We start from the raw sequence: 21,995 nt of genomic DNA on the forward strand, positions 1-21,995 counted from the left end.
CCGGCAGATTCCGGACGGCCTTCGGAGGGGTGTCGACCCCTGGCTAGCGGGCTCCGGTGCTACTGCTCGACGTCGTCGTCGACCCAGTCCATCGTCTTCGTCACTGCCTTCTTCCAGTTGCGGTAGAGACGCTCGCGCTCCCCCTCGTCCATCGACGGGGACCAGCGCTTGCCCTCGGCCCAGTTGTCGATGACATCCTGCTCACCGCTCCAGAATCCGACGGCGATCCCAGCAGCGTACGCGGCACCGAGCGCCGTCGTCTCGGCCACCTTGGGACGGACGACGTCGACACCGAGCTGGTCGGCCTGGAACTGCATGAGCAACTCGTTGGCGACCATGCCGCCGTCGACGCGCAGCTCCTTGAGGTCCACGCCCGAGTCGGCGTTCATCGCGTCGAGCACCTCGCGGGTCTGGAAGGCCGTCGACTCGAGAGCTGCGCGGGCGATGTGGTTGCGGTTGACGAAGCGGGTCAGTCCGACGAGCGCACCGCGGGCGTCGGAGCGCCAGTACGGGGCGAAGAGGCCGGAGAACGCCGGGACGAAGTACGCCCCGCCGTTGTCCTCGACCTTTCCGGCCAGCCACTCGACGTCGGGCGCGTCCTCGAACAGGCCGAGGTTGTCGCGCAGCCACTGCACCAGCGAGCCGGTGACGGCGATCGAACCCTCGAGGGCGTAGACCGCGTCGTTGTCGCCGATCTTGTAGCAGAGGGTGGTGAGCAGGCCGTTCTCGCTCATGACCTTCTCTGTGCCCGTGTTGATCAGCATGAAGTTGCCGGTGCCGTAGGTGTTCTTGGCCTGGCCGACCTCGAAGCAGGCCTGCCCGAAGGTCGCCGCCTGCTGGTCGCCGAGGATGCCCGCGATCGGGACGCCGGGGACCATGCCGCGCTCGCGGCCCTTGCCGTAGACCTCGGACGAGGACTTGATCTCCGGCAGCATCGACATCGGGATGCCCATGTCTGCGGCGATGTCCTCACGCCAGGAGAGCGTGTCGAGGTCCATCAGCATGGTGCGCGAGGCGTTGGTGACGTCGGTGACGTGCACACCGCCGTCGGGACCGCCGGTCATGTTCCACAGCACCCAGGTGTCGGTGGTGCCGAAGAGCAGGTCGCCGTTCTCGGCCTTCTCCCGGGCGCCCTCGACGTTGTCGAGGATCCACTTGACCTTGGGTCCGGCGAAGTAGGTGGCCAGCGGCAGGCCGACGATCGCCTTGTACTTCTCCGCGCCCTCGTCGCCGCCGAGCTCGTCGACGATCTTCTGCGTCCGCGTGTCCTGCCACACGATCGCGTTGTACACGGGCTTGCCGGTGTTCTTGTCCCACACGACGGCGGTCTCGCGCTGGTTGGTGATGCCGACGGCGGCGATGTCCTGGTGGGTGACGTCGCCGCGCGTCAGCGCGAGGCCGACGGCTTCGCGGACGTTGTTCCAGATCTGCTCGGGGTTGTGCTCGACCCATCCCGCCTTGGGGAAGATCTGGTCGTGCTCGAGCTGGCCGGTCGAGACGATCGACCCGGAGTGGTCGAAGACGATGGCGCGGGAGCTGGTCGTGCCCTGGTCGATGGCGAGAACGTAGTCAGCCATGGTTTTTCCTCAGTCCTTCAGCGTTGATGGATCGTGTGTCAGGGGACGGATCAGTAGATGGCGCCGGCGAGAAGACCTGCGACGCCACCGCCGACGAGCGGTCCGGCGATCGGGACCCACGAGTAGGCCCAGTCGCTGGAACCCTTGCCCTTGATCGGGAGCAGGGCGTGCGCGATACGGGGACCGAAGTCACGTGCCGGGTTGATGGCGTATCCGGTCGGTCCACCGATCGAGGCACCGATGCCGACCACGAGGAGGGCGACGGCGAGCGGGCCCAGGTCGACGGGCGAGTTGCCGAAGCTCAGGACGACGAACACGAGCGTGAAGGTCGCGATGACCTCGGTGACGAAGTTCCATCCGTACGAGCGCAGCTCCGGACCGGTGGAGAAGACACCGAGCTTGACGGCGGGGTCGGCCTGCTCGTCGAAGTGCTTCTTGTAGGCGAGGAACGCGAGGGTCGCACCGACCGCGGCACCGGCGATCTGTGCGGTGACGTACCAGAACCCGTTCGCCGCGGTGACGGGGATGCCGGGGGCGAACTCCTCGGCGCCCGAGGCCCAGATGCCGAACGTGACGGCGGGGTTGATGTGCGCGCCGGTCGAGAACGCGACGTACACACCGGCGAAGACACCGAGGCCCCAGCCGAAGTTGATCATCAGCCAGCCGCCGCCCTCACCCTTCGTCTTGGGCAGGATGGCATTGGCCACCACACCGGCACCGAGCAGGAGCAGCATCATCGTTCCCAAGAACTCGGGAAGGATCAGGTCGGACCAGACGTCCATTGTCAGTCTCTCTTTCGTGTCGACTTCGTCGTCGGAGTTGCGTCACGCCGCGCAGGTGCGGCGTGAGGTTGTCAGTTGGTGCGAAGTGGCTTGAACGGTGCGATATCAGGGGCGTCGAGGCGGGTGCGCTCGGCGCTCGCGTCATCTGGTTCCTTCTCTGCGGCATCTTCTGCCGCGGCTCGTGCGGTGTAGGACTCGATCTCCTGGGTCTTCCGGCCCTCGTCCCACCCGAGCTCCGGGGCGACGAGGTCGGCGATCTCCTGCAGCGCCGAGACCCCACGGTCGGGCACCTCGTAGTTGATGCGTGTGCGGTGGAGGAGGATGTCCTCGAGGTGGACGGCGCCCTCGTGAGTGGCGGCGTAGAGGATCTCGGCGCGCAGGTAGGCGTCGGTGGCCTCGAGCGTCTTGGCCAGCGACGGGTCCTGCTGGCACAGCTCGACGATCTCGCGGAGGTTGGAGCCGTACCGGTGCAGCAGGTGGTCGACCATCTGCGTGGTCCAGCCGTAGCGGTGTGCCCACGTGCGGGCCTGGCGCTGGACGGCCTTGAGACCGACGGCGCCCGCGAGCGGGATCTGGTCCGTGATGGACGGGAGGGCCGAGGCGCGCTGACCGATCGCGAAGTCGACGGCGTCCTCGGCCATGACGCGGTAGGTCGTCAGCTTGCCGCCCGCGATGACGGTGAGGCCGGGCGTGGGGCTTGCCACCGTGTGCTCGCGCGACACCTTGGACGAGCTGGTGCCCTCCTTGGTGCCCGGCTGCAGCAGCGGGCGCAGCCCGGCCCACGTCCCGATCACGTCCTCGCGGGTCAGCGGCTTGGCGAGCACCGCGTTCGCGTGCTCGATGACGTAGTCGATGTCGGCCGACGTCGCGACGGGGTGCGTGAGCTCCTGCTCCCACGGGGTGTCGGTGGTGCCGATCACCCAGTAGCGCGACCACGGGATGACGAAGAGGACCGACTTCTCGGTCTGCAGGATCAGGCCGACCTGACCCTTGATGCGCTCGCGGGGCACGACGATGTGGATGCCCTTGGACGCGAGCACCTTGAGGCCGCCCTCGTCACCCGACAGTGCCTCGGTGTCCTCGGTCCAGACGCCGGTCGCGTTGATCACGGAGCGGGCGCGGACGGTGATCTCGCGACCGGTCTCGAGGTCGACGACGACGGCGCCGTTGACGGTCCCGGTCGCCCCCTTGGTCAGCTCGACGACCTGGGTGCGCGACGCCGCGTGGGCGCCGTACGAGGCGGCCGTGCGGACGAGGGTGGTGACGAGACGGGCGTCGTCGACGGTGGCGTCCCAGTACTGGACCGCGCCGATCGCGGCGTCGTGGGCGAGGTCGGGGAACTTGCGCTCCATGCCGCGCTTGGAGACGTGGCGGTGCAGCGGGAGGGCGCGCTTGCCGGACGCGAGGCTCGCGAGCGTGTCGTACATCGCGATGCCGGTGCCGACATAGGCGCGCTCCCAGACACGGTGCTCGAGCGGGTAGAGGAAGGCGACGGGCTTGACCAGGTGCGGCGCGATCGTCTTGAGCAGGAGGTCGCGCTCGGTCAGTGCCTCGTGGACGAGGTTGAAGTCGAGCATCTGGAGGTACCGGAGTCCTCCGTGCACGAGCTTGGAGGAGCGGCTCGAGGTTCCGGAGGCCCAGTCCTGGGACTCGACGATCCCGGTCGAGAGTCCGCGCGTCGCCGCGTCGAGGGCGATCCCGGCGCCCGTGACTCCGCCACCGATGACGAGCACGTCGAGCTCCTCGCTGGGGGCCGAGCTCGCCTCTAGCGCGTCGAGGGCCTGCTGGCGTGAATGGGTGGTGAGTCGTGCGGACGCCATCGGTTCTCCTCCGTCAGGTGTTACTGCCTGGTACGGGTTAACGTGACCACGGTTGGAACGTGCGCGCAACCGGTGTGCACACATGTGCAGTGCGAACCGTGGTGAGGGGTTGGGATCAATCGACCGGGAGCAGGACGTCCTGCGGGCGGCATCCATGTATTACCTGCAGGACATGAAGATGGAGGCGATAGCCAAACATCTGCACACCTCGCGCAGCACGGTGTCGCGGCTGGTCAAGCGTGCACGGGAGACGGGGCTCGTGGAGATCACGCTCCGGCCTTCTGGAAGCCGTGCGCCCGGGCTCGCCCAGCGGATCGAGGACCGGTTCGGCGTCGACGTCTGGGTGGTGCCCGTCCCGGAGTCGGCGACCGAGGTCGAGCGGCTGGACCAGGTGGCGCGCACGGCGGCACGGCTCCTCGACACCTGGGTCGAGTCCGACACCATCGTCGGCATCGCGTGGGGCACCACGCTCGTCGCGATCGCCCGGCACCTCACGCGCAAGCCCACGCGCGGCAGCGCGATCGTCCAGCTCAACGGCGCCGCGAACGTCCGCACCTCCGGGGTGCACTACGCCGGTGACCTCGTCACCGCGTTCGCCGACGCCTTCGAGGCGCACCCGCACCACTTCCCGGTACCAGCCTTCTTCGACTACGCCGAGACCAAGCGGGCGATGTGGAGAGAGCGCTCGATCCAGCGGGTCCTCGACGTCCAGCACCGGGCCGACATCGCACTCTTCTCCGTCGGGGCGCTCTCGGGCGGGCTCCCGAGCCACGTCTACTCCGCGGGTTACCTCGAGCCCGAGGACATCGCCGTGCTCGACGAGGAGGGCGTGGTCGGTGACGTGTGCACCGTCTTTCTCCGTGAGGACGGGACGTACTCGGACATCGCGCTCAACGAGCGGGCCACCGGGCCGAGCCCCGCGGATCTCATGACGGTGCCGCGGCGGGTCTGCGCGGTCGCCGGTGACAACAAGGTCGTCCCTCTGCGGGCGGCGCTCGCGGCCGGCACGATCACGTCGCTCGTGATCGACGAGGCGACGGCGCTGCGACTGCTGGGGGACTAGCGTCGCCGAGCGGTACGTTGCGGTCCTCACGCGGGGGTTCGGAGGACCACAACGTGCCCCTCGGTGGCACTCGGGTATACAGTCGCTCGCATGGATATGCAGTCGATCGTGAGCATCCGCCCGGCCCTGCCCGCGGACGTGCGCGCGATCGCCTCTCTCGTCGAGCCGTACGCCGTGGATCGACGCCTGCTCGCCAAGGACCTCGTCGTCTACTTCGAGTCCGTGCAGGAGTTCCTCGTCGCCGAGGCCGACGGCGTCGTCGTGGGATGCGGGGCGCTCCACGTGCTCTGGGAAGACCTCGCCGAGGTGCGCACGGTCGCCGTCGACCCGGGCTGGCGCGGTCGCGGACTCGGTCATCTCCTCGTCCGTGAGCTGCTCGACCGGGCGCGGACCCTCGGTCTGCAGCGCGTCTTCTGCCTGACGTTCGAGGTCGAGTTCTTCGGCCGGCACGGCTTCGCCGAGCTCACCGGCGAGGCGGTGACCCCCGAGGTCTACGCAGAGCTGCTCCGGTCGCCCGACGACGGGGTCGCGGAGTTCCTGGATCTCGCGCGGGTCAAGCCGAACACCCTGGGGAACACGCGGATGCTCGCCCACCTGTGACGCCTGGGTGCCGGCAGCCCAGGGCCTGCGACCTGTGACCCCGGACCCGTAACCGGCAACCGCGACTCCTGACCGGCGCACCGTGGCCGGCGTCGGTCAGGCGGGGAGCCTCGCGACCTCGCCGTCGATCTCGACCAGCCCGTCCTCGACCAGGCCGGCAAGACACCGGGACGCCTGGGCGCGGTCGGCCGAGACGTCGGTGAGAGCGGACGTCAGGACCGGGCCGGGGGCGTCCCGGAGGATCTTCATCACGCGACCGCGGACCTGGCGGTCCGTGCCCTCCCAGGCCTGTCCGCGGCGTCGGGAGGCGTGCTCGTCCGCGGGACGACCCGCGAGATTCCAGGCGCACAGGGACCGCACGGGGCACTCGTCGCAGCGAGGTGACCGCGCGGTGCAGACCACCGCACCGAGCTCCATCGACGCGGCCGCCCACCGTGCGGCGTCCCGTGCGTCGTCGGGCACGACCGACGCCGCGAGCCGACGCTCCTCCGCGCGGGGCGAGGGTGGGGGCAGCGCCGTGCCGGTGATCGTGCGCGCGAGCACCCTCCGGACGTTCGTGTCGACCACCACGCTGCGACGCCCGAACGCGAAGGCAGCGACCGCCGCGGCGGTGTAGGTGCCGACCCCCGGCAGGGCGACGAGGGCCTCCTCGTCCGCCGGCACCTGCCCTCCGTGCCGCTCGACGATCGCCCGCGCGCACTCCTGGAGCCTGAGCGCGCGCCGCGGGTACCCGAGCCGGTCCCACGCGCGGAGCACGTCGGCCGTCGAGGCGCCGGCAAGGTCGGCCGGGGTCGGCCACCGTTCCATCCACGCGCGCCAGCGCGGCTCGACCCGGACGACGGGCGTCTGCTGCAGCATCACCTCGCTGACCAGCACGCCCCAGGCCGAGCAGCTCGAGGCGCGCCAGGGGAGGTCGCGGGCGGACTCGTCGAACCACCGCACGACGGCGGTCCGGAGCCGGGCGGTGACGTCGGGGCGGTGTGTGGTCGGCATGGCAGGCCCATTGTGCCCGGCGCGGTGGGGCGGTGGGGCATGCGGGACCGATTACGGTGGTCCCCACCACGCAGATCTTGGAGGTAGTCGTGAGCACCACAGGCCCCGGCAGGGGGACGTTCCTCGTGCGTCGGCTGCTCGTCCTCGCCGTCGCGCTCGCGGTGGTGGTGGGCGTCGTCCTCGGAGTCCGTGCGCTGATCGCCGACCCGGCCGACGCGTCACCGATGGAGTCCGCCGAGAAGTCCGCGCCCCCGGAGCCCGCGACGACGAGCGCGACCGTCGCCTGCGAGGCCGACGACCTGGACCTCGCCCTGCAGCCCGCTGCCGAGAGCTTCGAGGCAGGGGACCGGCCACGGTTCGCCGTGCGCGTCACGCACGTCGGCCGGCAACCCTGCCTGGTGAACGGTTCGCAGAACGGCGTGGCCGTGACGGTCGCGGACGACGACGGGGCCGTGTGGTCCTCGGCCGACTGCCCGGTGGACGAGCGGATGCTGCTGATGAGCCCGGGTGACGTCGACACCAACGACGTGACCTGGGACCTCACGCGGACAGACGGGTCGTGCGAGGCCGCGGGGAGCGCCACGGCGGGGGACTACACCGCGCGTGTCGAGGTGACGGACGTCCCGGACGCGACGACGCCTCCCGTGTCGTTCACCCTCGAGCCTGCACCGGAGCCCGACCCCACGACGGAACCGGCCGAGAACGCCGAGGCGAAGACCGAGGAGCCGGCTGACGACGAGGCCGAGGGCGAGAAGGCGGACAAGGAGGCCGACGCCGAGACTCCTGCACAGGACGAGAAGTCCGGTGTGGACGAGCCCGCGGCCGAGGAATCCGCCGAGAAGTCCTAGACGTACCGCTCGAGGATCGACGACTCGGCGAGGCGCGAGAGGCCCTCACGGACGGCACGCGCCCGCTGCTCGCCGACGCCGTCGACGGCCATGAGGTCCTCGATGCCGGCGGCCAGGAGCTTCTGGAGGCTCCCGAAATGGCGGACCAGCCGGTCGAGGATCGTCGGAGGAAGGCGCGGCACCTTCGACAGCAGTCGGTAGCCGTGCGGTGCGACGGGGGCGTCGAGCGCGTCGCCGCCGCCGGGCATGCCCAGGACGCGTCCGATCTCGCCGAGGTCGAGCAACTGCGCCGAGGTGAGTGCGTCGAGCGACGCACGGACGCTCTCGGCACTGCGACCGTGGCGGTCGGCGTCGACGTAGTCGCGGATCACGAAGTCCCGGTCGGCCCCGATCCCGCCCATGAGCTCGTCGAGCTGGAGCGAGAGGAGTCGTCCGTCGCTGCCGAGCTCGGTGACGTAGCCCGCGATCTCGTCGGAGATGCGGGTGACCATCTCGAGCCGCTGGACGACGGCACACACGTCTCGGACGGTGACGAGGTCCTCGATCTCGAGGGCGGAGAGCGTGCCGCTGACCTCGTCCAGGCGTGACCGGTAACGTTCCAACGTGGCGAGCGCCTGGTTGGCACGGGAGAGGATCGTGTCCGAGTCCTCGAGCGCGTAGCGCTTGTTCTGCAGGTAGACCGCGACGATGTTCATCGACTGGCTGACGGAGACGACGGGCAGGCCCGTTTGCTTGGCGACGCGCTCGGCGGTGCGGTGCCGGGTGCCGGACTCGGTCGTCTCGATCGAGTGGTCGGGCAGCAGCTGGACGGCTGCCCGCAGGATGCGTGTCGCGTCGTCGTTGACGACCACGGCGCCGTCCATCTTCGACAGCTCGCGCAGGCGGGTCGCGGAGAACTCGACGTCGAGGACGAACCCGCCGGAGCAGATCGACTCGACGACGGGGTCGAGGCCGAGCACGATCAGTGCGCCGGTGCGTCCGCGGAGGATTCGTTCAAGACCGTCGCGGAGCTCCGTCCCGGGCGCGACGCGCGCGAGCGTGGCGCGGAGTCGTTCGTCGTCAGGGCGGGGGTTCATCGGCACAGAGAGAATCCTAGGTGTCTCGCGGAGTATCCGTCGGGTGAGGTGTGGGCATCGTGTGGAGGACGTGCGGGGATCGTGAACGCATGGACCACGACGTCGCAGGTCAGGGCGGGGTCTAGAAAGGCGCGGGCTCGCTCCGGGAGCGCTTTGGAGCCGGCAGCCCGTTCCGTGCGAGTTCCACGGCCTCGGCGAGATGGCCGGCCCGGAGCACCTCGAGCCCCTCGGGGGCTGTCACGTCGGAGCGGTCCGGGACGACCGCGCGCCGGAACCCGAGCCGCGCAGCCTCGTTGAGCCGTCGTCCGAGGCCGGTGACCGGGCGGATATCCCCGGCGAGGCCGACCTCCCCGATCGCGAGAGTGCCCTGAGGCAGCGCCTGGTTCTCCTTGGCGGAGACGGTGGCGATGGCGGTCGCGAGATCCGCGGCGGGTTCCCCGACCTTCGCGCCGCCGATCGTGGACACGTACACATCGTGGTCGTGCAGCCGTACACCGGCGTGACGGTGCATCACGGCGAGGATCATCGCGAGCCTGCTCGACTCCACCCCCGCGGTGGTACGCCGGGGGTTGGCGAGGGAGCTCGGCACGACGAGGGACTGGATCTCGAGGGCCAACGGGCGTCGCCCGTCGAGCGTCACGGTGAGGCACGTCCCCGGTGCGGGCTCGCCCGTGTGCGACAGGAACAGGCCGCTGGGGTCGGCGAGTCCGACGATCCCGGTCTCCGTGAGGTCGAAGCAGCCCACCTCGTCGGTGGGCCCGTAGCGGTTCTTCACGGCACGGACGAACCGCAGCCGGGAGTGCCGGTCGCCCTCGAACTGGCACACGACGTCGACGAGGTGCTCGAGGGTCCGCGGGCCGGCGACAGTGCCGTCCTTCGTGACGTGGCCCACGAGGATGACGGGCATGTCGCGCTCCTTGGCGGCCGCGATCAGCGCGCCCGCGACCTCGCGGACCTGTGATACGCCGCCCGGAGCACCGTCGACCTCGCCCGACGCGATGGTCTGCACGGAGTCCACGACCAGGAGGTCGGGCTGCGCCGCCTCCACGTGCCCCAGGACGGAGCCGAGGTCGGTCTCGGCGGCGAGCAGGAGCCTCGGGGCGAGCGCGTCGATCCGCTCGGCTCGCAGCCGTACCTGCCCGGCGGACTCCTCGCCCGTCACGTAGAGCACCGTGCGCCCCGAGGTGGCGACCTCGCTCGCGGCCGCGAGGAGCAGCGTCGACTTCCCGACGCCGGGTTCGCCCGCCAGGAGAACCACCGCGCCCGGGACGATCCCGCCACCGAGCACACGGTCGAGCTCGCTGATACCGGTCGGTGCGGCCCGCGTCGAGTTCACGTCGATGTCGGCGATCGGGCGCGCCGGCGCACGGGTGGGGGACGCCGTCGTCCGCGGACCCGAGGTGCTCGCCCCCGCCTCGACGACGCTGCCCCACACCTGGCACTCGCCGCACCGGCCCACCCACTTGGCGGTGGTCCAGCCGCACTCGGTGCACCGGTACCCGGGACGTGTCTGCTTCGTGGCGCTCTTCACCCGTGTGACGCTAGCCGCACCCCCTGACATCGCCGGGTGGCGCCGCCGACGCGCGGATCTGCGCACTAGGCTGGGCCCGCATCGCCGTGAGGCGGTCTCGGCACGGCGACCAGGGAGGGCATGCTCGATGGGCAACGGACGGGCGGGGATCAGCCCGCAGGTGTACCGACGTCGTCGGGCGGTCGTCCTCCTGCTCCTGACGCTCCTCGTCCTCCTGCCTGTCCTCCTCTTCGTCTGGCCGGGATGGGCCACCGGGGGCGACGAGGGAGACGCGGGGACGAGCGGGGAGGCCGCGTCCGAGACGCAGGAGCCCGACCCGACCACCCCCACGGTCGACCCCGTGGACCGGGCCGACGACCTCACGGCCCTGCAGTCCGCCCTGCCGGACGAGGTCCTGCGCTTCGTCCTCGTCGACGAGCGCAACGAGCCCGAGTTCGACGCGACGGGTCCCGTCGAGATGTGGAGCCTGACGTACGCGGACGGCGAGGGGTCGGACGCGGACACCGTCGACGTCGTCGTCGGGCAGTGGTCGGGGGCGAGCGAGGCGCTGGAGGCCTTCGAGGTGATCGACGAGACCGCGGGGCAGGCGGAGGCGACGACGGGGGTCGTCGAGGTCGAGGACGAGACCGTCGGCACGTGGACGCGTCGCACGACCGGCGACGGTCGTGGGACCGTGGTGTGGCGCAACGGGACGGTCGTCGTCAGCGCGACGGGCCCGAGCGAGGACATTGAAGACTTCTACGCGGCGTACCCGTTCTGACGGTACGGCGTGATCGACGAGATGGGAATCGAATGACGCAGACGCAGGAGCAGGCACGGATCGCGGTCCTCGGCACCGGGGTCATGGGCGAGACGGTGCTCACCGGCATCCTCTCCGCAGGCTGGGACCCCGAGCGCGTCGTCGCGACGGCGCGCCGTCCTGAACGGGCCGACGAGCTCGCCCGCACCCACGGGGTGCGGACCACGCACGACAACGTGGCCGCCGCGGCCGAGGCCGACGTCGTGATCCTGGGCGTGAAGCCGAAGGACATCGGTGCGCTGACCGAGGAGATCTCGTCGGCGGTCCGCCCGGGCACCCTCGTCCTCACCGTCGCCGTCGGCCTCTCCTGCGCGTTCTACGAGAAGCGCCTGCCCGAGGGGACCCCCTTCGTCCGCGTGATGCCCAACACCCCGTCCTCGATCGGCGTGGGTGTCAGCGCCATCAGCCCCGGGGTCGCCGCGACCGACGAGCACCTCGAGCTCGTCGAGACGCTGCTCGCCTCGACCGGCCTCGTGATCCGCATCGCGGAGAAGGACCAGGCGGCCGTCGCGGCGCTCTCCGGCTCCGGCCCGGCGTACGTCTTCTACGTGCTCGACGCGCTGTCCGAGGCGGGCACGCTCATGGGCATCCCGCGCGCCACCGCCGCCCAGCTGGCGGCGCAGACCGTGCTCGGTGCGGCCACGATGGTCCAGGAGACCGGCGAGCACCCCGCGATCCTCCGCGAGAAGGTCTCGTCCCCCGGCGGGACGACGATCGCCGGGTTGCGCGAGCTCGACCGCGGCGGCGTGCGTGCCGCCTTCGTCGACGCGCTCACGGCGGCAAAGGCGCGCGCGGGCGAGCTCTCGGCCGAGCTCGAGGCCGACGTCTAGTGGCGAGCTCCGGGCGAGCGCCCGCGATGGCCGACGTCGCGAAGGTCGCCGGCGTCTCGCACCAGACGGTCTCGCGGGTGCTGAACGAGCACCCGAGCGTTCGCCCGGAGACCCGCGATCGAGTTCTCGCCGCGATCGAGAAGCTCGGATACCGGCGCAACAGTGCCGCACGCGCCCTCGTGACCAGACGTTCCGGGACGATCGGCATCGTCACACCCGACTCCGCGCTCTACGGACCGACGAGCACGTTGATCGCGATCGAGCAGGCGTCGCGAGAGGTCGGGCTCTTCGTCTCCGTGGCGACGCTCTCGAGCTACGACGCCGAGACCATGAACCACGTGCTCGACCACTTCCTCTCCCAGGGGGTCGAGGGAATCGTCGTCATCGCGCCGCAGGTCGACGTCGCGGCCGCGGTCGAGACGTTCGTCTCGCCGGTCCCGGTAGTGCTCGTCGCGGACGCGTCGGCGGTCGGCGCCGGGGTCGTCCGGACGATCGGTGTGGACCAGTACGCGGGGGCGCGGCTGGCGACCGAGCACCTTCTCGAGCTTGGTCATCGCCGGATCGTCCATGTGGCCGGCCCGACCGACTGGTTCGACGCGAGGGCACGGACGGAGGGCTGGAGAGACGCGCTCGGCGCGGCCGGGGTGTCGCCGGAGGGTCTTCTCGTCCAGGGTGACTGGTCCTCGGCATGCGGATACGACGTGGGACGTCGTCTGACCGAAGACCTCGCGGGCCGAGAGGCGACGACCGCGGTCTTCGCCGGGAACGACCAGCTTGCGCTGGGGATGCTCCACGCGTTCTGGGAGCAAGGCGTCTCCGTGCCCGGACAGATCTCGGTCGTCGGGTTCGACGACATCGAGGGTTCGCGGTACTTCGCGCCGTCGCTCACGACCGTGCGTCAGCCGTTCGCGACGTTGGGACGCGCCTGTCTGGACCTGTTGATGGCCGGTCCGGCACTCGCCGAGCCCGCCCCGGTTTCGGTCGCAGCCATCGCGCCGGAGCTCGTCGTCAGGGAGAGCACGGCACGGGTGGGCTGAGCACGGTCGTGCCGCGGGGTTGACATCCGATTGTTAACGCTCACATAATGTGAGCGTTAACACGATGACGGTTGGCAACGATCGAGCGGGCAAGGAGGCCTGGTGAACACGGCAAGCATCGCCGCGACGATCATGGAGGGCCGTACGGCTCTCGGCATCGAGCTCGGTTCGACGCGCATCAAGGCGTGCCTCGTGGACTCCGACGGCACGCCGCTCGCGTCCGGGAGCCACACCTGGGAGAACGAGCTTGTCGACGGTGTCTGGACCTACTCGTTGGACGCGGTGTGGGTCGGCGTCCAGGCGGCCGTCCGCGCACTCCTCAAATCTGCGCACGACCAGTACGGCGCACGCCCCGACCGCTTCGGGGCGATCGGCATCTCGGCGATGATGCACGGCTACCTGGCATTCGACGCGTTCGACAACCTGCTCACGCCCTTCCGTACCTGGCGCAACACCGGTACCGGCCGGGCCGCGGCCGGGCTGACCGCGCTGCTCGGCGTCAACATCCCGCTGCGCTGGTCGGTCGCGCACGCCTACCAGGCGATCCTCGACGAGGAGCCGCACGTGGCTGCGGTGGCGCACCTGACCACGTTGGCCGGATACGTCCACTGGCGCCTGACCGGCCAGAAGGTCCTCGGGATCGGCGACGCCGCCGGGATGTTCCCCGTCGACGCGGCGGCCACCTCGTACGACGTGGACAGGCTCCGACTGTTCGACTCGGCCGTCGCCACGCAGCACGAGTACCCGTCCCTCTCCGAGTTGCTGCCGCGCGTGCTCACGGCGGGACAGCCCGCCGGCAGGTTGACCGACGAGGGCGCCCTGCTGCTCGACCCGGCGGGTCGGCTGCGGCCCGGCATCCCGTTCTGTCCCCCCGAGGGCGACGCCGGGACCGGCATGGTGGCGACGAACGCGGTGGCGGCCCGTACGGGGAACGTCAGCGTCGGGACGAGCGTCTTCGCCATGGTGGTGCTCGAGCAGGGACTCTCTGCGGTCCACGACGAGATCGACCAGGTCGCGACGCCGGCGGGTGCCCCCGTCGCAATGGTGCACTGCAACAACGGCGCCGGAGAGCTCGCCGCCTGGGCGGGTGTCTTCCGTGAGTTCGCGCACGCGACGGGCAACGACGTCGCAGCCGACGACGTGTATGAGGTGTTGCTGCGGTCCGCGCTGCTCGGAGCGTCCGACGCAGCAGGGATCCTCGTGTACAACCACCTCGCCGGAGAGCCCGTCGTCGGGACCGACGCGGGGTGCCCGTTGGTCGTGCGCTCGCCGGAGAGCGAGCTGACGCTGGCAAACTTCGCCCGCTCCCAGGTCTACGGCATCTTCGGCACCCTGAGCCTGGGAATGGCGGTGCTGCGTCGCGACGGTGTCGAGCTCGACGCGATCCGCGCCCACGGCGGCCTGTTCCGTACGGAGGGGGCGGGTCAGCGTCTGCTCGCCGCTGCCCTCGGTGTGCCGGTCTCGGTCGGGGCGGGTGCAGGGGAGGGGGGTGCGTGGGGCGCTGCGTTGCTCGCCGCGTATCTCGGGCACGCGCATCGCGTCGACCTGGCGGGCTATCTTGCCGAGCAGGTCTTCGCCGGAGCGCCGGTGACGGTCGTCGCCCCGGACCCCGAGGACCTCGCGGGGTTCGCGACGTTCCTCCAGCGGTACGAGGCCGGTCTCGACGTCGAGCGTGCAGCCGTCCGCATGGACCGTGCGCGCGTCTCGCGTGCAGCAGGGGAGCTCGTCCGATGACTGCCCTGGTGAACGACGATCTCCGCGCGGTCGTCGACGCGACCCGAGAGCGGGTGGCGCGACTGCACGCGGAGCTGACGAGGTGGGGCCTGGTCGTCTGGACGGCGGGCAACGTCTCCGAGCGGGTGCCGGGCGCCGACCTGATGGTGATCAAGCCGTCGGGAGTCACGTATGAAGACCTCACGGCCGACTCGATGGTCGTCTGCGACCTCGACGGACGCCTCGTCGAGGGGACACGTGCGCCGTCGTCGGACACTGCGGCCCATGCGTACGTCTACCGCCACATGCCCGAGGTCGGCGGTGTCGTCCACACGCACTCGACCTACGCGACCGCCTGGGCCGCCCGCGGAGAGCCCGTGCCGTGCGTCCTGACGATGATGGCGGACGAGTTCGGCGGGGACATCCCCGTCGGCCCGTTCGCCCTGATCGGGGACGACTCGATCGGTCGCGGCATCGTCGAGACCCTGCGCGGGTCGCGCAGTCCGGCGGTGCTGATGCGCAACCACGGGCCGTTCACGGTCGGCAAGGACGCGCGGGCGGCCGTGAAGGCGGCGGCGATGTGCGAGGAGGTCGCCCGCGCGGTGCACGTCAGCCGCGAGCTCGGAGAGCCGACGCGGATCCCCGAGCCCCAGATCGACGCGCTCCACGCGCGATATCAGAACGTCTACGGGCAGGCCTCGGCCGGCTCGACCAGGAAAGAGGACGAAGACGCATGAAGAATCCGTTCGAGGACAAGGAGATCTGGTTCCTCACCGGGTCGCAGGACCTCTATGGCCCGGAGACCCTCACCCAGGTCGCTGACCAGTCGCTCGCGATCGCGGAGGAGCTGGACGACGCGGACGCCGTCCCGGTCTCGGTCGTCTGGAAGCCGGTGCTCAAGAGCTCGGAGGAGATCCGTCGCACGTTGACCGCGGCGTCGTCCGACGACGCGTGCGTCGGTGTGGTCGTCTGGATGCACACCTTCTCTCCGGCGAAGATGTGGATCCGTGGCCTCGAGGCGCTGACGGTGCCGCTCCTGCACCTGCACACGCAGGCGAACGTCGAGCTACCCTGGTCCGAGATCGACATGGACTTCATGAACCTGAACCAGGCCGCGCACGGTGACCGGGAGTTCGGGTACATCCAGACGCGGCTCGGGATGACGCGTAAGACGGTCGTCGGTCACGTCTCTTCTCCGCAGGTGCAGCAACGGGTCGGCTCGTGGGTCCGGGCCGCCGTCGGTCGAGACGCGGCGCGATCGATGCGGCTCGCCCGGTTCGGCGACAACATGCGCAACGTCGCGGTCACGGAGGGCGACAAGACCGAGGCGGAGATCCACTTCGGCGTCTCCGTCAACACGTGGGGCGTCGCCGAGCTCGCCGAGCGGGTCGACGCCGTCGCCGACGAAGCCGTGGACAAGCTGGTCGCGGAGTACGAGTGGACCTACGACGTCGCACCGGAGCTGCGGTCCGGCGCCGCGAGGCACGAGGCGCTGCGGTACGGCGCCCGGCAGGAGCTCGGGCTGCGGTCCTTCCTGGAGGAAGGGAAGTTCTCCGCCTTCACGACGACGTTCGAGGACCTGGGCGGACTCCGCCAGCTACCGGGCCTCGCGGTCCAGCGCCTGATGGCAGACGGGTACGGGTTCGGCGCCGAGGGCGACTGGAAGACCGCGGTGCTCGTCCGGTTGGCCAAGGTGATGGGTCACGGGCTGCCGGGAGGCGCGAGCCTCATGGAGGACTACACCTACGACCTGACGCCCGGTGAGGAGCGGATCCTCGGGGCGCACATGCTCGAGATCTGCCCGTCGCTGACCACGACCCGGCCGCGCCTGGAGATCCACCCTCTCGGGATCGGCGACCGTGAGGACCCGGTGCGACTCGTCTTCGACACCGACCCGGGGCCCGCCCTGGTCGTGGCGATGAGCGACCTGCGCGACCGGTTCCGGCTCACCGCGAACGTCGTGCGGTGCGTGGAGCATCCCGATCTGCCGAGCCTGCCCGTCGCGCACGCGGTCTGGGAGCCGGAGCCGTCGCTGGAGGTCTCAGCGGAGGCGTGGTTGATGGCGGGCGCCGCCCACCACACCGTGATGACGACGGCCCTGAGCCGCGAGGTCTTCGAGGACTTCGCCGAGATGACGGGCTCCGAGCTCGTCGTCATCGACGAGAGCACGACCCCGGCGTCGTTCCGCCAGGAGCTGCGCTGGAACCAGGTCTACTACCGCCTGGCTCAGGGGGTGTGAACCGTGACGTGATCGTGACCGCCTCGGTATGGACCGAGGCACACATGACGTCGCACGATCGTCAGCAGGATCTCACAAAGAGCATCAACATCGCACAACCTCCGGGTCGCACCGACGCGCCCCGGGTCTCAAGGAGGAGAACATGTTCAGCAGCACCCGACGTCGCACCGCCGGCGCCATGATTGCCAGCCTCGCCGTTCTGGGCCTCGCTGCCTGCAGCTCGGAGCAGGCCTCCACCGACGCCGGCTCCGACAGCGGGGACACGGGATCGGCGGCCGAGGAGACCATCAGCATCGGCTTCTCCCAGGTGGGGGCGGAGTCCGGATGGCGCGCCGCCAACACGAAGTCCATCCAGGACACGCTCACCCAGGAGAACGGGTTCGACCTCAGCTTCTCGGACGCCCAGCAGAAGCAGGAGAACCAGATCCAGGCCCTGCGCTCCTACATCCAGCAGGGTGTGGACGTCCTGGCCTTCTCGCCCGTGGTCGAGACCGGCTGGGACGCCGTCCTCGAGGAGGCCAAGGCGGCCGACATCCCCGTGATCCTGACGGACCGTGCCGTCGACTCCGACGACGACAGCCTCTACGAGTCGTTCATCGGCTCCGACTTCGTCCTCGAGGGAGAGACGGCAGGCGAATGGGCGGTCGAGCAGTACGACGGCGAGGGCTACCAGGTGGTCGAGCTGCAGGGCACCACCGGTGCCGCACCGGCGATCGACCGCAAGGCCGGCTTCGAGACGGCGATCGAGGGCAGCGACCTCGAGATCATCGACTCGCAGACGGGCAACTTCACGCGGACCGAGGGCAAGCAGGTCATGGAGGGCTTCCTCCAGAAGTACGACGACATCGACCTCGTCTACGCGCACAACGACGACATGGGTCTGGGGGCCATCGAGGCCATCGAGGCCGCGGGCATGGTCCCCGGCGAGGACATCAAGATCATCACGGTCGACGCCGTCAAGGACGGCATGCAGGCGCTCGCCGACGGAAAGATCAACTACATCGTCGAGTGCAACCCGCTGCTCGGCCCGGACCTGGCCGACGTCGCCAAGAAGGTCATCGCCGGCGAGTCCGTCGAGAAGCGCATCGTCGTCAAGGACGAGGCGTTCGACCAGGAGGCGGCTGTCGAGGCTCTGCCCTCGCGCGAGTACTGATTCACACCGACCCGCCGGGGCGTGGCACCGACCACGCCCCGGCGGCCCCGCACCGCGGCGGTGCGGCGCGTCCGCACCGCCGCGATCCATGGAAGGTCAACGATGACGAACCACGAGACCGCGACGCGGCCGGTCGTCGAGATGACCGGGATCTCGATCGAGTTTCCCGGCGTCAAGGCTCTCGACCAGGTCGACTTCCGCCTGTTCCCGGGGGAGGTGCACGCGCTGATGGGCGAGAACGGCGCCGGGAAGTCCACCCTGATCAAGGCCCTCACGGGCGTCTACGGGATCGACGCCGGCGAGATCCTCGTCAGCGGGACGCCCCACCGGTTCTCCGGGCCCGGCGAGGCACAGGACGCAGGTGTTGCGACCGTCTATCAGGAGGTCAACCTGTGCGACAACCTCTCGGTCGCCGAAAACATCATGCTCGGGCACGAGCCTCGGCGACTCGGTGCCATCAACTGGCGGGCGACGCGGCGTGAGGCTGCCCGCCACCTGTCGACGATGGGCTTGGACATCGACCCATCGTCCTCTCTCGGATCTCACTCGATCGCCGTGCAACAGCTCGTCGCGATCAGTCGTGCGATGGTGGTCGACGCCAAGGTGCTGATCCTCGACGAGCCGACGTCGAGCCTCGACGCCGACGAGGTCGCGCAGCTGTTCGCGGTCGTCCGCCGGCTGCGGAACGACGGGGTCGCGATCCTCTTCGTGTCCCACTTCATCGAGCAGGTCTACGAGATCTCCGACCGGATGACGGTGCTGCGCAACGGTCGGCTCGTCGGAGAGCACCTGGTCTCCGAGATGGGACGGCTCGAGCTCGTCTCGACGATGATCGGCCGGTCCATGGAGGTCCTCGAGGACCTGCACGTGCGGACCGACCACGCGGTCGACCCGACGGACGGAGCCGCGCCCTTCATCCAGACCGTGGGGCTCGGCCGCAAGGGCAGCGTCCAACCCTTCGACCTCGAGGTCTACCCCGGCGAGGTCGTCGGGCTGGCAGGCCTGCTCGGGTCCGGTCGCACCGAGGTCGCACGACTGCTCAGCGGTGCCGACCGCGCCGACACGGGCACGACACGCGTCAAGGACGCGCCGACCCGGCTCCGCAACCCTCGTGCGGCGATCGCCGAGGGCATCGCCTTCTCGTCGGAGGACCGAAAGCTCGAGGGCGTCGTCGGCGATCTGACGGTCCGCGAGAACATGGTGCTCGGTCTGCAGGCCGGACGCGGGTGGATGCGCCGGGTGCCGGCGAAGCAGGTGGACGAGATCGTCGACCGCTACATGACCGCGCTCAACATCCGGCCGGCCAACCCGGACGCCCTGCTGCGCAACCTCTCCGGCGGCAACCAGCAGAAGGTTCTCCTCGCGCGCTGGCTCGCCACCGCACCAGAGCTCTTCATCCTCGACGAGCCGACCCGTGGAATCGACGTCGGGGCGAAGGCCGAGATCCAGAAGCTCGTCGCGGACCTCGCGGCGAAGGGCATGGCCGTGGTCTTCATCTCGGCAGAGCTCGAGGAGGTCCTGCGGCTCAGCCACCGGATCGCCGTCATGCGCGACCGCGAGAAGGTCGCGGAGATCACCAACTCGGAGGACGTCGGTGTGGACGACGTCGTCGAACTCATTGCGAGCGGAGGAGGACGCTGATGTCCCCGACCACCGGTACGCGTTCACGCACCGACTACTCCGGCGGCCTGAGCCGCGTCGTCCGTCACCCGCTCTTCTGGCCGCTCGTCGCCCTGGCGGTGCTTCTTCTGGCGAACACCGTCTACAGCCCGGACTTCCTGGCGATCAGCGTTCTCGACGGGCACCTCTTCGGCGCCCCGATCGACATACTCCGCAACTCGGCGCCACTGCTGCTGGTGGCGCTCGGTATGACACTGGTCATCGCGACCCGTGGTATCGATCTCTCGGTCGGTGCGACGGTCGCGATCGCGGGGGCGGTCTCGCTGAGCTTCATCGCGTCCTCGCCGAACCCCGGTGCCGTCTCCACGGTGCTCGTCGCGATGGGCATCGCCCTCCTGCTGTGTCTCTTCCTGGGAGTCTGGAACGGGCTCCTGGTCTCGGTCGTGGGCATCCAGCCGATCATCGCGACACTCATCCTCATGACCGCCGGCCGCGGTATCGCGATGCTCATCACCGAGGGGCAGATCACGACGGTGACCAGCGCGCCGTTCAAGACGCTCGGATCGGGGTTCTGGCTCGGTCTGCCGGTCGCCGCGCTCGTCGCCCTCGGCGTGTACGCGCTCGTGGCCGCCCTGACCCGCCGCACGGCGCTCGGGATGCTGGTCGAGTCGGTGGGCATCAACCCGTCGGCGTCGCGACTCGCGGGCGTGAAGGCGCGCACGATCGTCTGGACCGTGTTCGCCCTCTCGGGCCTCTTCTCCGGGCTCGCGGGTCTGATCCTGGCGTCGAACGTGATGGCGGCCGACGCGAACAACGCCGGCCTGTTCATCGAGCTCGACGCGATCCTCGCCGTCGTCATCGGCGGCACGTCGCTCCAGGGCGGGAAGTTCTCGCTCTCGGGGACGCTGGTCGGCGTCTTCATCATCACCACGCTGACCCTCACCGTGACGATCGTCGGCGTCTCCCCGTTGGTCACGCCACTGTTCAAGGCCGTGGTGGTGATCGCCGTGACACTGCTGCAGTCCCCGGTGGTGCGCGAAAAGCTCGCTGCGCGTTCGCGACGACGTGCCGCCCGACCCGAGGAGGTGGCGGCCTGATGGCGATCGTCACGCCCGAGAAGACCCCGACCGGGGAGCGCACGGCCTCCCGCTCTCACGAGAAAGGCCCGCGGATGACCGCGATGGTCCGTCGTCTGCACGTCGACCGCAGATACCTGCCGGTCCTGGGAACCTTCGTGGTGCTCGCCCTGATCCTCGTGATCGGCGGCGTCCGCTACGACAACTTCCTCTCTCCGGGGGTCCTGGCCAACCTGTTCATCAACAACTCGTTCCTCATCGTGCTGGCCGTCGGCATGACCTTTGTCATCCTGACCGGTGGCATCGACCTGTCGGTCGGCGCGGTCCTCGCGCTGTCGGCGGTCAGCGCGGCATCTCTGCTCCAGAGCGGGGTGCCGGTGCTCGTGGTGCTTCCGCTCGTGGTGCTGGTGGGGTCCGTGATCGGGCTCCTGATCGGGATCATGGTGCACGTCTTCGAGGTGCAGCCGTTCATCGCGACGCTGGCGGGGATGTTCTTTGCCCGCGGCCTGTGTTTCGTGATCGCTCCCGAGTCGATCCCCATCTCTGACGAGACGTTCGTCGCGATAGCGAGCTGGGACACGTGGATCGCAGGCCAGTGGCGGATGACGACGAGCGTGGTCGTCGCCCTCGTGGTCGTCGCGCTCGCGTTCTACCTGCTGCACTACACGCAGTTCGGCAGGACGGTGTACGCCATCGGAGGCGGCGAGCAGTCGGCGAGGCTCATGGGGCTGCCCGTGGCCCGGACCAAGGTGCTCGTCTACGTCATCTCGGGTACCTGTGCGGGTCTCGGCGGGCTGTTGTTCGCGATGTACTCGCGCTCGGGCTACTCGCTCACGGGTGTGGCGATGGAGCTGGACGCGATCGCGGCCGTCGTCATCGGCGGCACGATCCTGACGGGCGGGACCGGGTTCGTCCTCGGCTCGGTGCTCGGTGTCCTCGTCCTCGGCCTGATCCAGACCGTCATCACCTTCGAGGGCACCCTGAGCTCGTGGTGGACCAAGATCTTCATCGGGGCACTGCTCCTCGTTTTCGTCGTCCTGCAGCGCGTTCTTGCGGCGCGGCGCACGTAGCTGTCCCGGGTGGCGTCCTGGACCGGCGGCGGGTGCTGCCCGCCGCCGGTCCGCCGTCCGTGATGAACGGTCCGGTATCTCCGTTCCGGTCTCCGACCTCCCGAGGTGATGTTAACGCTCACATGGACTGAGCACTCACGTTCTGTATCCCGACTTCTCAACGATGAG

19 protein-coding genes are annotated in these 21,995 nt (G+C 69.8%); 13 read left to right on the forward strand and 6 right to left on the reverse strand.

Going from position 1 to position 21,995, the window contains the following annotated elements:
* Nucleotides 1-59 precede the first annotated feature (59 nt).
* From glpK to Q343_RS0102830, 3 genes are all read right to left on the reverse strand, one after another.
* Nucleotides 60-1,577: a glycerol kinase GlpK gene (gene glpK, locus Q343_RS0102820; RefSeq protein ID WP_029252073.1), complete on the reverse strand. Its 1,518-nt coding sequence runs from the start codon at nucleotides 1,575-1,577 to the stop codon at nucleotides 60-62.
* A 50-nt stretch (nucleotides 1,578-1,627) separates the two neighbouring features.
* Nucleotides 1,628-2,359, reverse strand: coding sequence for an MIP/aquaporin family protein (locus Q343_RS0102825; RefSeq protein ID WP_029252074.1), 732 nt, complete (start codon nucleotides 2,357-2,359; stop codon nucleotides 1,628-1,630).
* Nucleotides 2,360-2,430: 71 nt separating this feature from the next.
* Nucleotides 2,431-4,179 carry a glycerol-3-phosphate dehydrogenase/oxidase gene (locus tag Q343_RS0102830; RefSeq protein WP_029252075.1) on the reverse strand — a complete coding sequence of 583 codons (1,749 nt, stop codon included), beginning with the start codon at nucleotides 4,177-4,179 and terminating at the stop codon, nucleotides 2,431-2,433.
* Between the two features lie 118 nt (nucleotides 4,180-4,297).
* Here Q343_RS0102830 and Q343_RS0102835 point away from each other — a divergent pair, with 118 nt between their 5' ends.
* Together Q343_RS0102835 and Q343_RS0102840 are read left to right on the forward strand one after the other, a co-directional pair.
* Nucleotides 4,298-5,242: a sugar-binding transcriptional regulator gene (locus Q343_RS0102835; protein ID WP_029252076.1), complete on the forward strand. Its 945-nt coding sequence runs from the start codon at nucleotides 4,298-4,300 to the stop codon at nucleotides 5,240-5,242.
* A gap of 96 nt (nucleotides 5,243-5,338) precedes the next feature.
* Nucleotides 5,339-5,842: an amino-acid N-acetyltransferase gene (locus Q343_RS0102840; protein ID WP_081829572.1), complete on the forward strand. Its 504-nt coding sequence runs from the start codon at nucleotides 5,339-5,341 to the stop codon at nucleotides 5,840-5,842.
* Nucleotides 5,843-5,938: 96 nt separating this feature from the next.
* Here the strand turns inward: Q343_RS0102840 and Q343_RS0102845 are convergent, their stop codons facing one another.
* Nucleotides 5,939-6,835: an HhH-GPD family protein gene (locus tag Q343_RS0102845; protein ID WP_043109176.1), complete on the reverse strand. Its 897-nt coding sequence runs from the start codon at nucleotides 6,833-6,835 to the stop codon at nucleotides 5,939-5,941.
* Nucleotides 6,836-6,924: 89 nt separating this feature from the next.
* On the opposite strand from Q343_RS0102845, the gene Q343_RS0102850 reads away from it, so the two are divergent.
* Entirely contained in the window at nucleotides 6,925-7,683 is a 759-nt protein-coding gene (locus tag Q343_RS0102850; protein WP_155990610.1) for a hypothetical protein, read from the forward strand.
* Here Q343_RS0102850 and disA read toward each other — a convergent pair.
* Both disA and radA read right to left on the reverse strand, forming a co-directional pair.
* Nucleotides 7,680-8,759: a DNA integrity scanning diadenylate cyclase DisA gene (gene disA / locus Q343_RS0102855; RefSeq protein ID WP_029252080.1), complete on the reverse strand. Its 1,080-nt coding sequence runs from the start codon at nucleotides 8,757-8,759 to the stop codon at nucleotides 7,680-7,682. The two genes, Q343_RS0102850 and disA, sit on opposite strands and share 4 nt — an antisense overlap.
* Nucleotides 8,760-8,880: 121 nt before the next feature.
* A complete protein-coding gene (gene radA / locus Q343_RS0102860) occupies nucleotides 8,881-10,320 on the reverse strand; it encodes a DNA repair protein RadA (RefSeq protein WP_029252081.1) in 1,440 nt (479 codons plus the stop codon).
* A 97-nt stretch (nucleotides 10,321-10,417) separates the two neighbouring features.
* Here radA and Q343_RS0102865 point away from each other — a divergent pair, with 97 nt between their 5' ends.
* From Q343_RS0102865 to yjfF, 10 genes are all read left to right on the forward strand, one after another.
* Nucleotides 10,418-11,050 (forward strand): hypothetical protein, encoded by a 633-nt coding sequence (locus tag Q343_RS0102865; RefSeq protein WP_029252082.1) that lies wholly within the window; start codon nucleotides 10,418-10,420, stop codon nucleotides 11,048-11,050.
* Nucleotides 11,051-11,082: 32 nt separating this feature from the next.
* Nucleotides 11,083-11,919, forward strand: a complete 837-nt coding sequence (gene proC, locus Q343_RS0102870; protein ID WP_029252083.1) for a pyrroline-5-carboxylate reductase — start codon at nucleotides 11,083-11,085, stop codon at nucleotides 11,917-11,919.
* Nucleotides 11,920-11,945: 26 nt separating this feature from the next.
* Nucleotides 11,946-12,956, forward strand: a complete 1,011-nt coding sequence (locus tag Q343_RS0102875) for a LacI family DNA-binding transcriptional regulator (RefSeq protein WP_029252084.1) — start codon at nucleotides 11,946-11,948, stop codon at nucleotides 12,954-12,956.
* A gap of 132 nt (nucleotides 12,957-13,088) precedes the next feature.
* Nucleotides 13,089-14,690: a xylulokinase gene (locus Q343_RS0102880; protein WP_052366918.1), complete on the forward strand. Its 1,602-nt coding sequence runs from the start codon at nucleotides 13,089-13,091 to the stop codon at nucleotides 14,688-14,690.
* Entirely contained in the window at nucleotides 14,687-15,406 is a 720-nt protein-coding gene (locus Q343_RS0102885; RefSeq protein ID WP_029252086.1) for an L-ribulose-5-phosphate 4-epimerase, read from the forward strand. Before Q343_RS0102880 ends, Q343_RS0102885 begins: the two co-directional genes overlap by 4 nt.
* Nucleotides 15,403-16,908 (forward strand): L-arabinose isomerase, encoded by a 1,506-nt coding sequence (araA, locus tag Q343_RS0102890; RefSeq protein ID WP_029252087.1) that lies wholly within the window; start codon nucleotides 15,403-15,405, stop codon nucleotides 16,906-16,908. The genes Q343_RS0102885 and araA overlap by 4 nt, the downstream gene beginning before the upstream one ends.
* A 142-nt stretch (nucleotides 16,909-17,050) precedes the next feature.
* Complete coding sequence (locus tag Q343_RS0102895; RefSeq protein WP_029252088.1) at nucleotides 17,051-18,061, forward strand: ABC transporter substrate-binding protein; 1,011 nt, start codon at nucleotides 17,051-17,053, stop codon at nucleotides 18,059-18,061.
* Between the two features lie 102 nt (nucleotides 18,062-18,163).
* Nucleotides 18,164-19,702 carry a sugar ABC transporter ATP-binding protein gene (locus tag Q343_RS0102900; protein ID WP_029252089.1) on the forward strand — a complete coding sequence of 513 codons (1,539 nt, stop codon included), beginning with the start codon at nucleotides 18,164-18,166 and terminating at the stop codon, nucleotides 19,700-19,702.
* Nucleotides 19,702-20,778, forward strand: a complete 1,077-nt coding sequence (locus Q343_RS0102905; protein WP_081829573.1) for an ABC transporter permease — start codon at nucleotides 19,702-19,704, stop codon at nucleotides 20,776-20,778. Before Q343_RS0102900 ends, Q343_RS0102905 begins: the two co-directional genes overlap by 1 nt.
* Before the next feature lie 74 nt (nucleotides 20,779-20,852).
* Nucleotides 20,853-21,827, forward strand: coding sequence for a galactofuranose ABC transporter, permease protein YjfF (gene yjfF, locus Q343_RS0102910; RefSeq protein ID WP_029252091.1), 975 nt, complete (start codon nucleotides 20,853-20,855; stop codon nucleotides 21,825-21,827).
* Nucleotides 21,828-21,995: the final 168 nt, after the last annotated feature.

The organism is Paraoerskovia marina DSM 21750, from assembly GCF_000701465.1.
In the GTDB taxonomy this organism is placed as follows: domain Bacteria; phylum Actinomycetota; class Actinomycetes; order Actinomycetales; family Cellulomonadaceae; genus Paraoerskovia; species Paraoerskovia marina.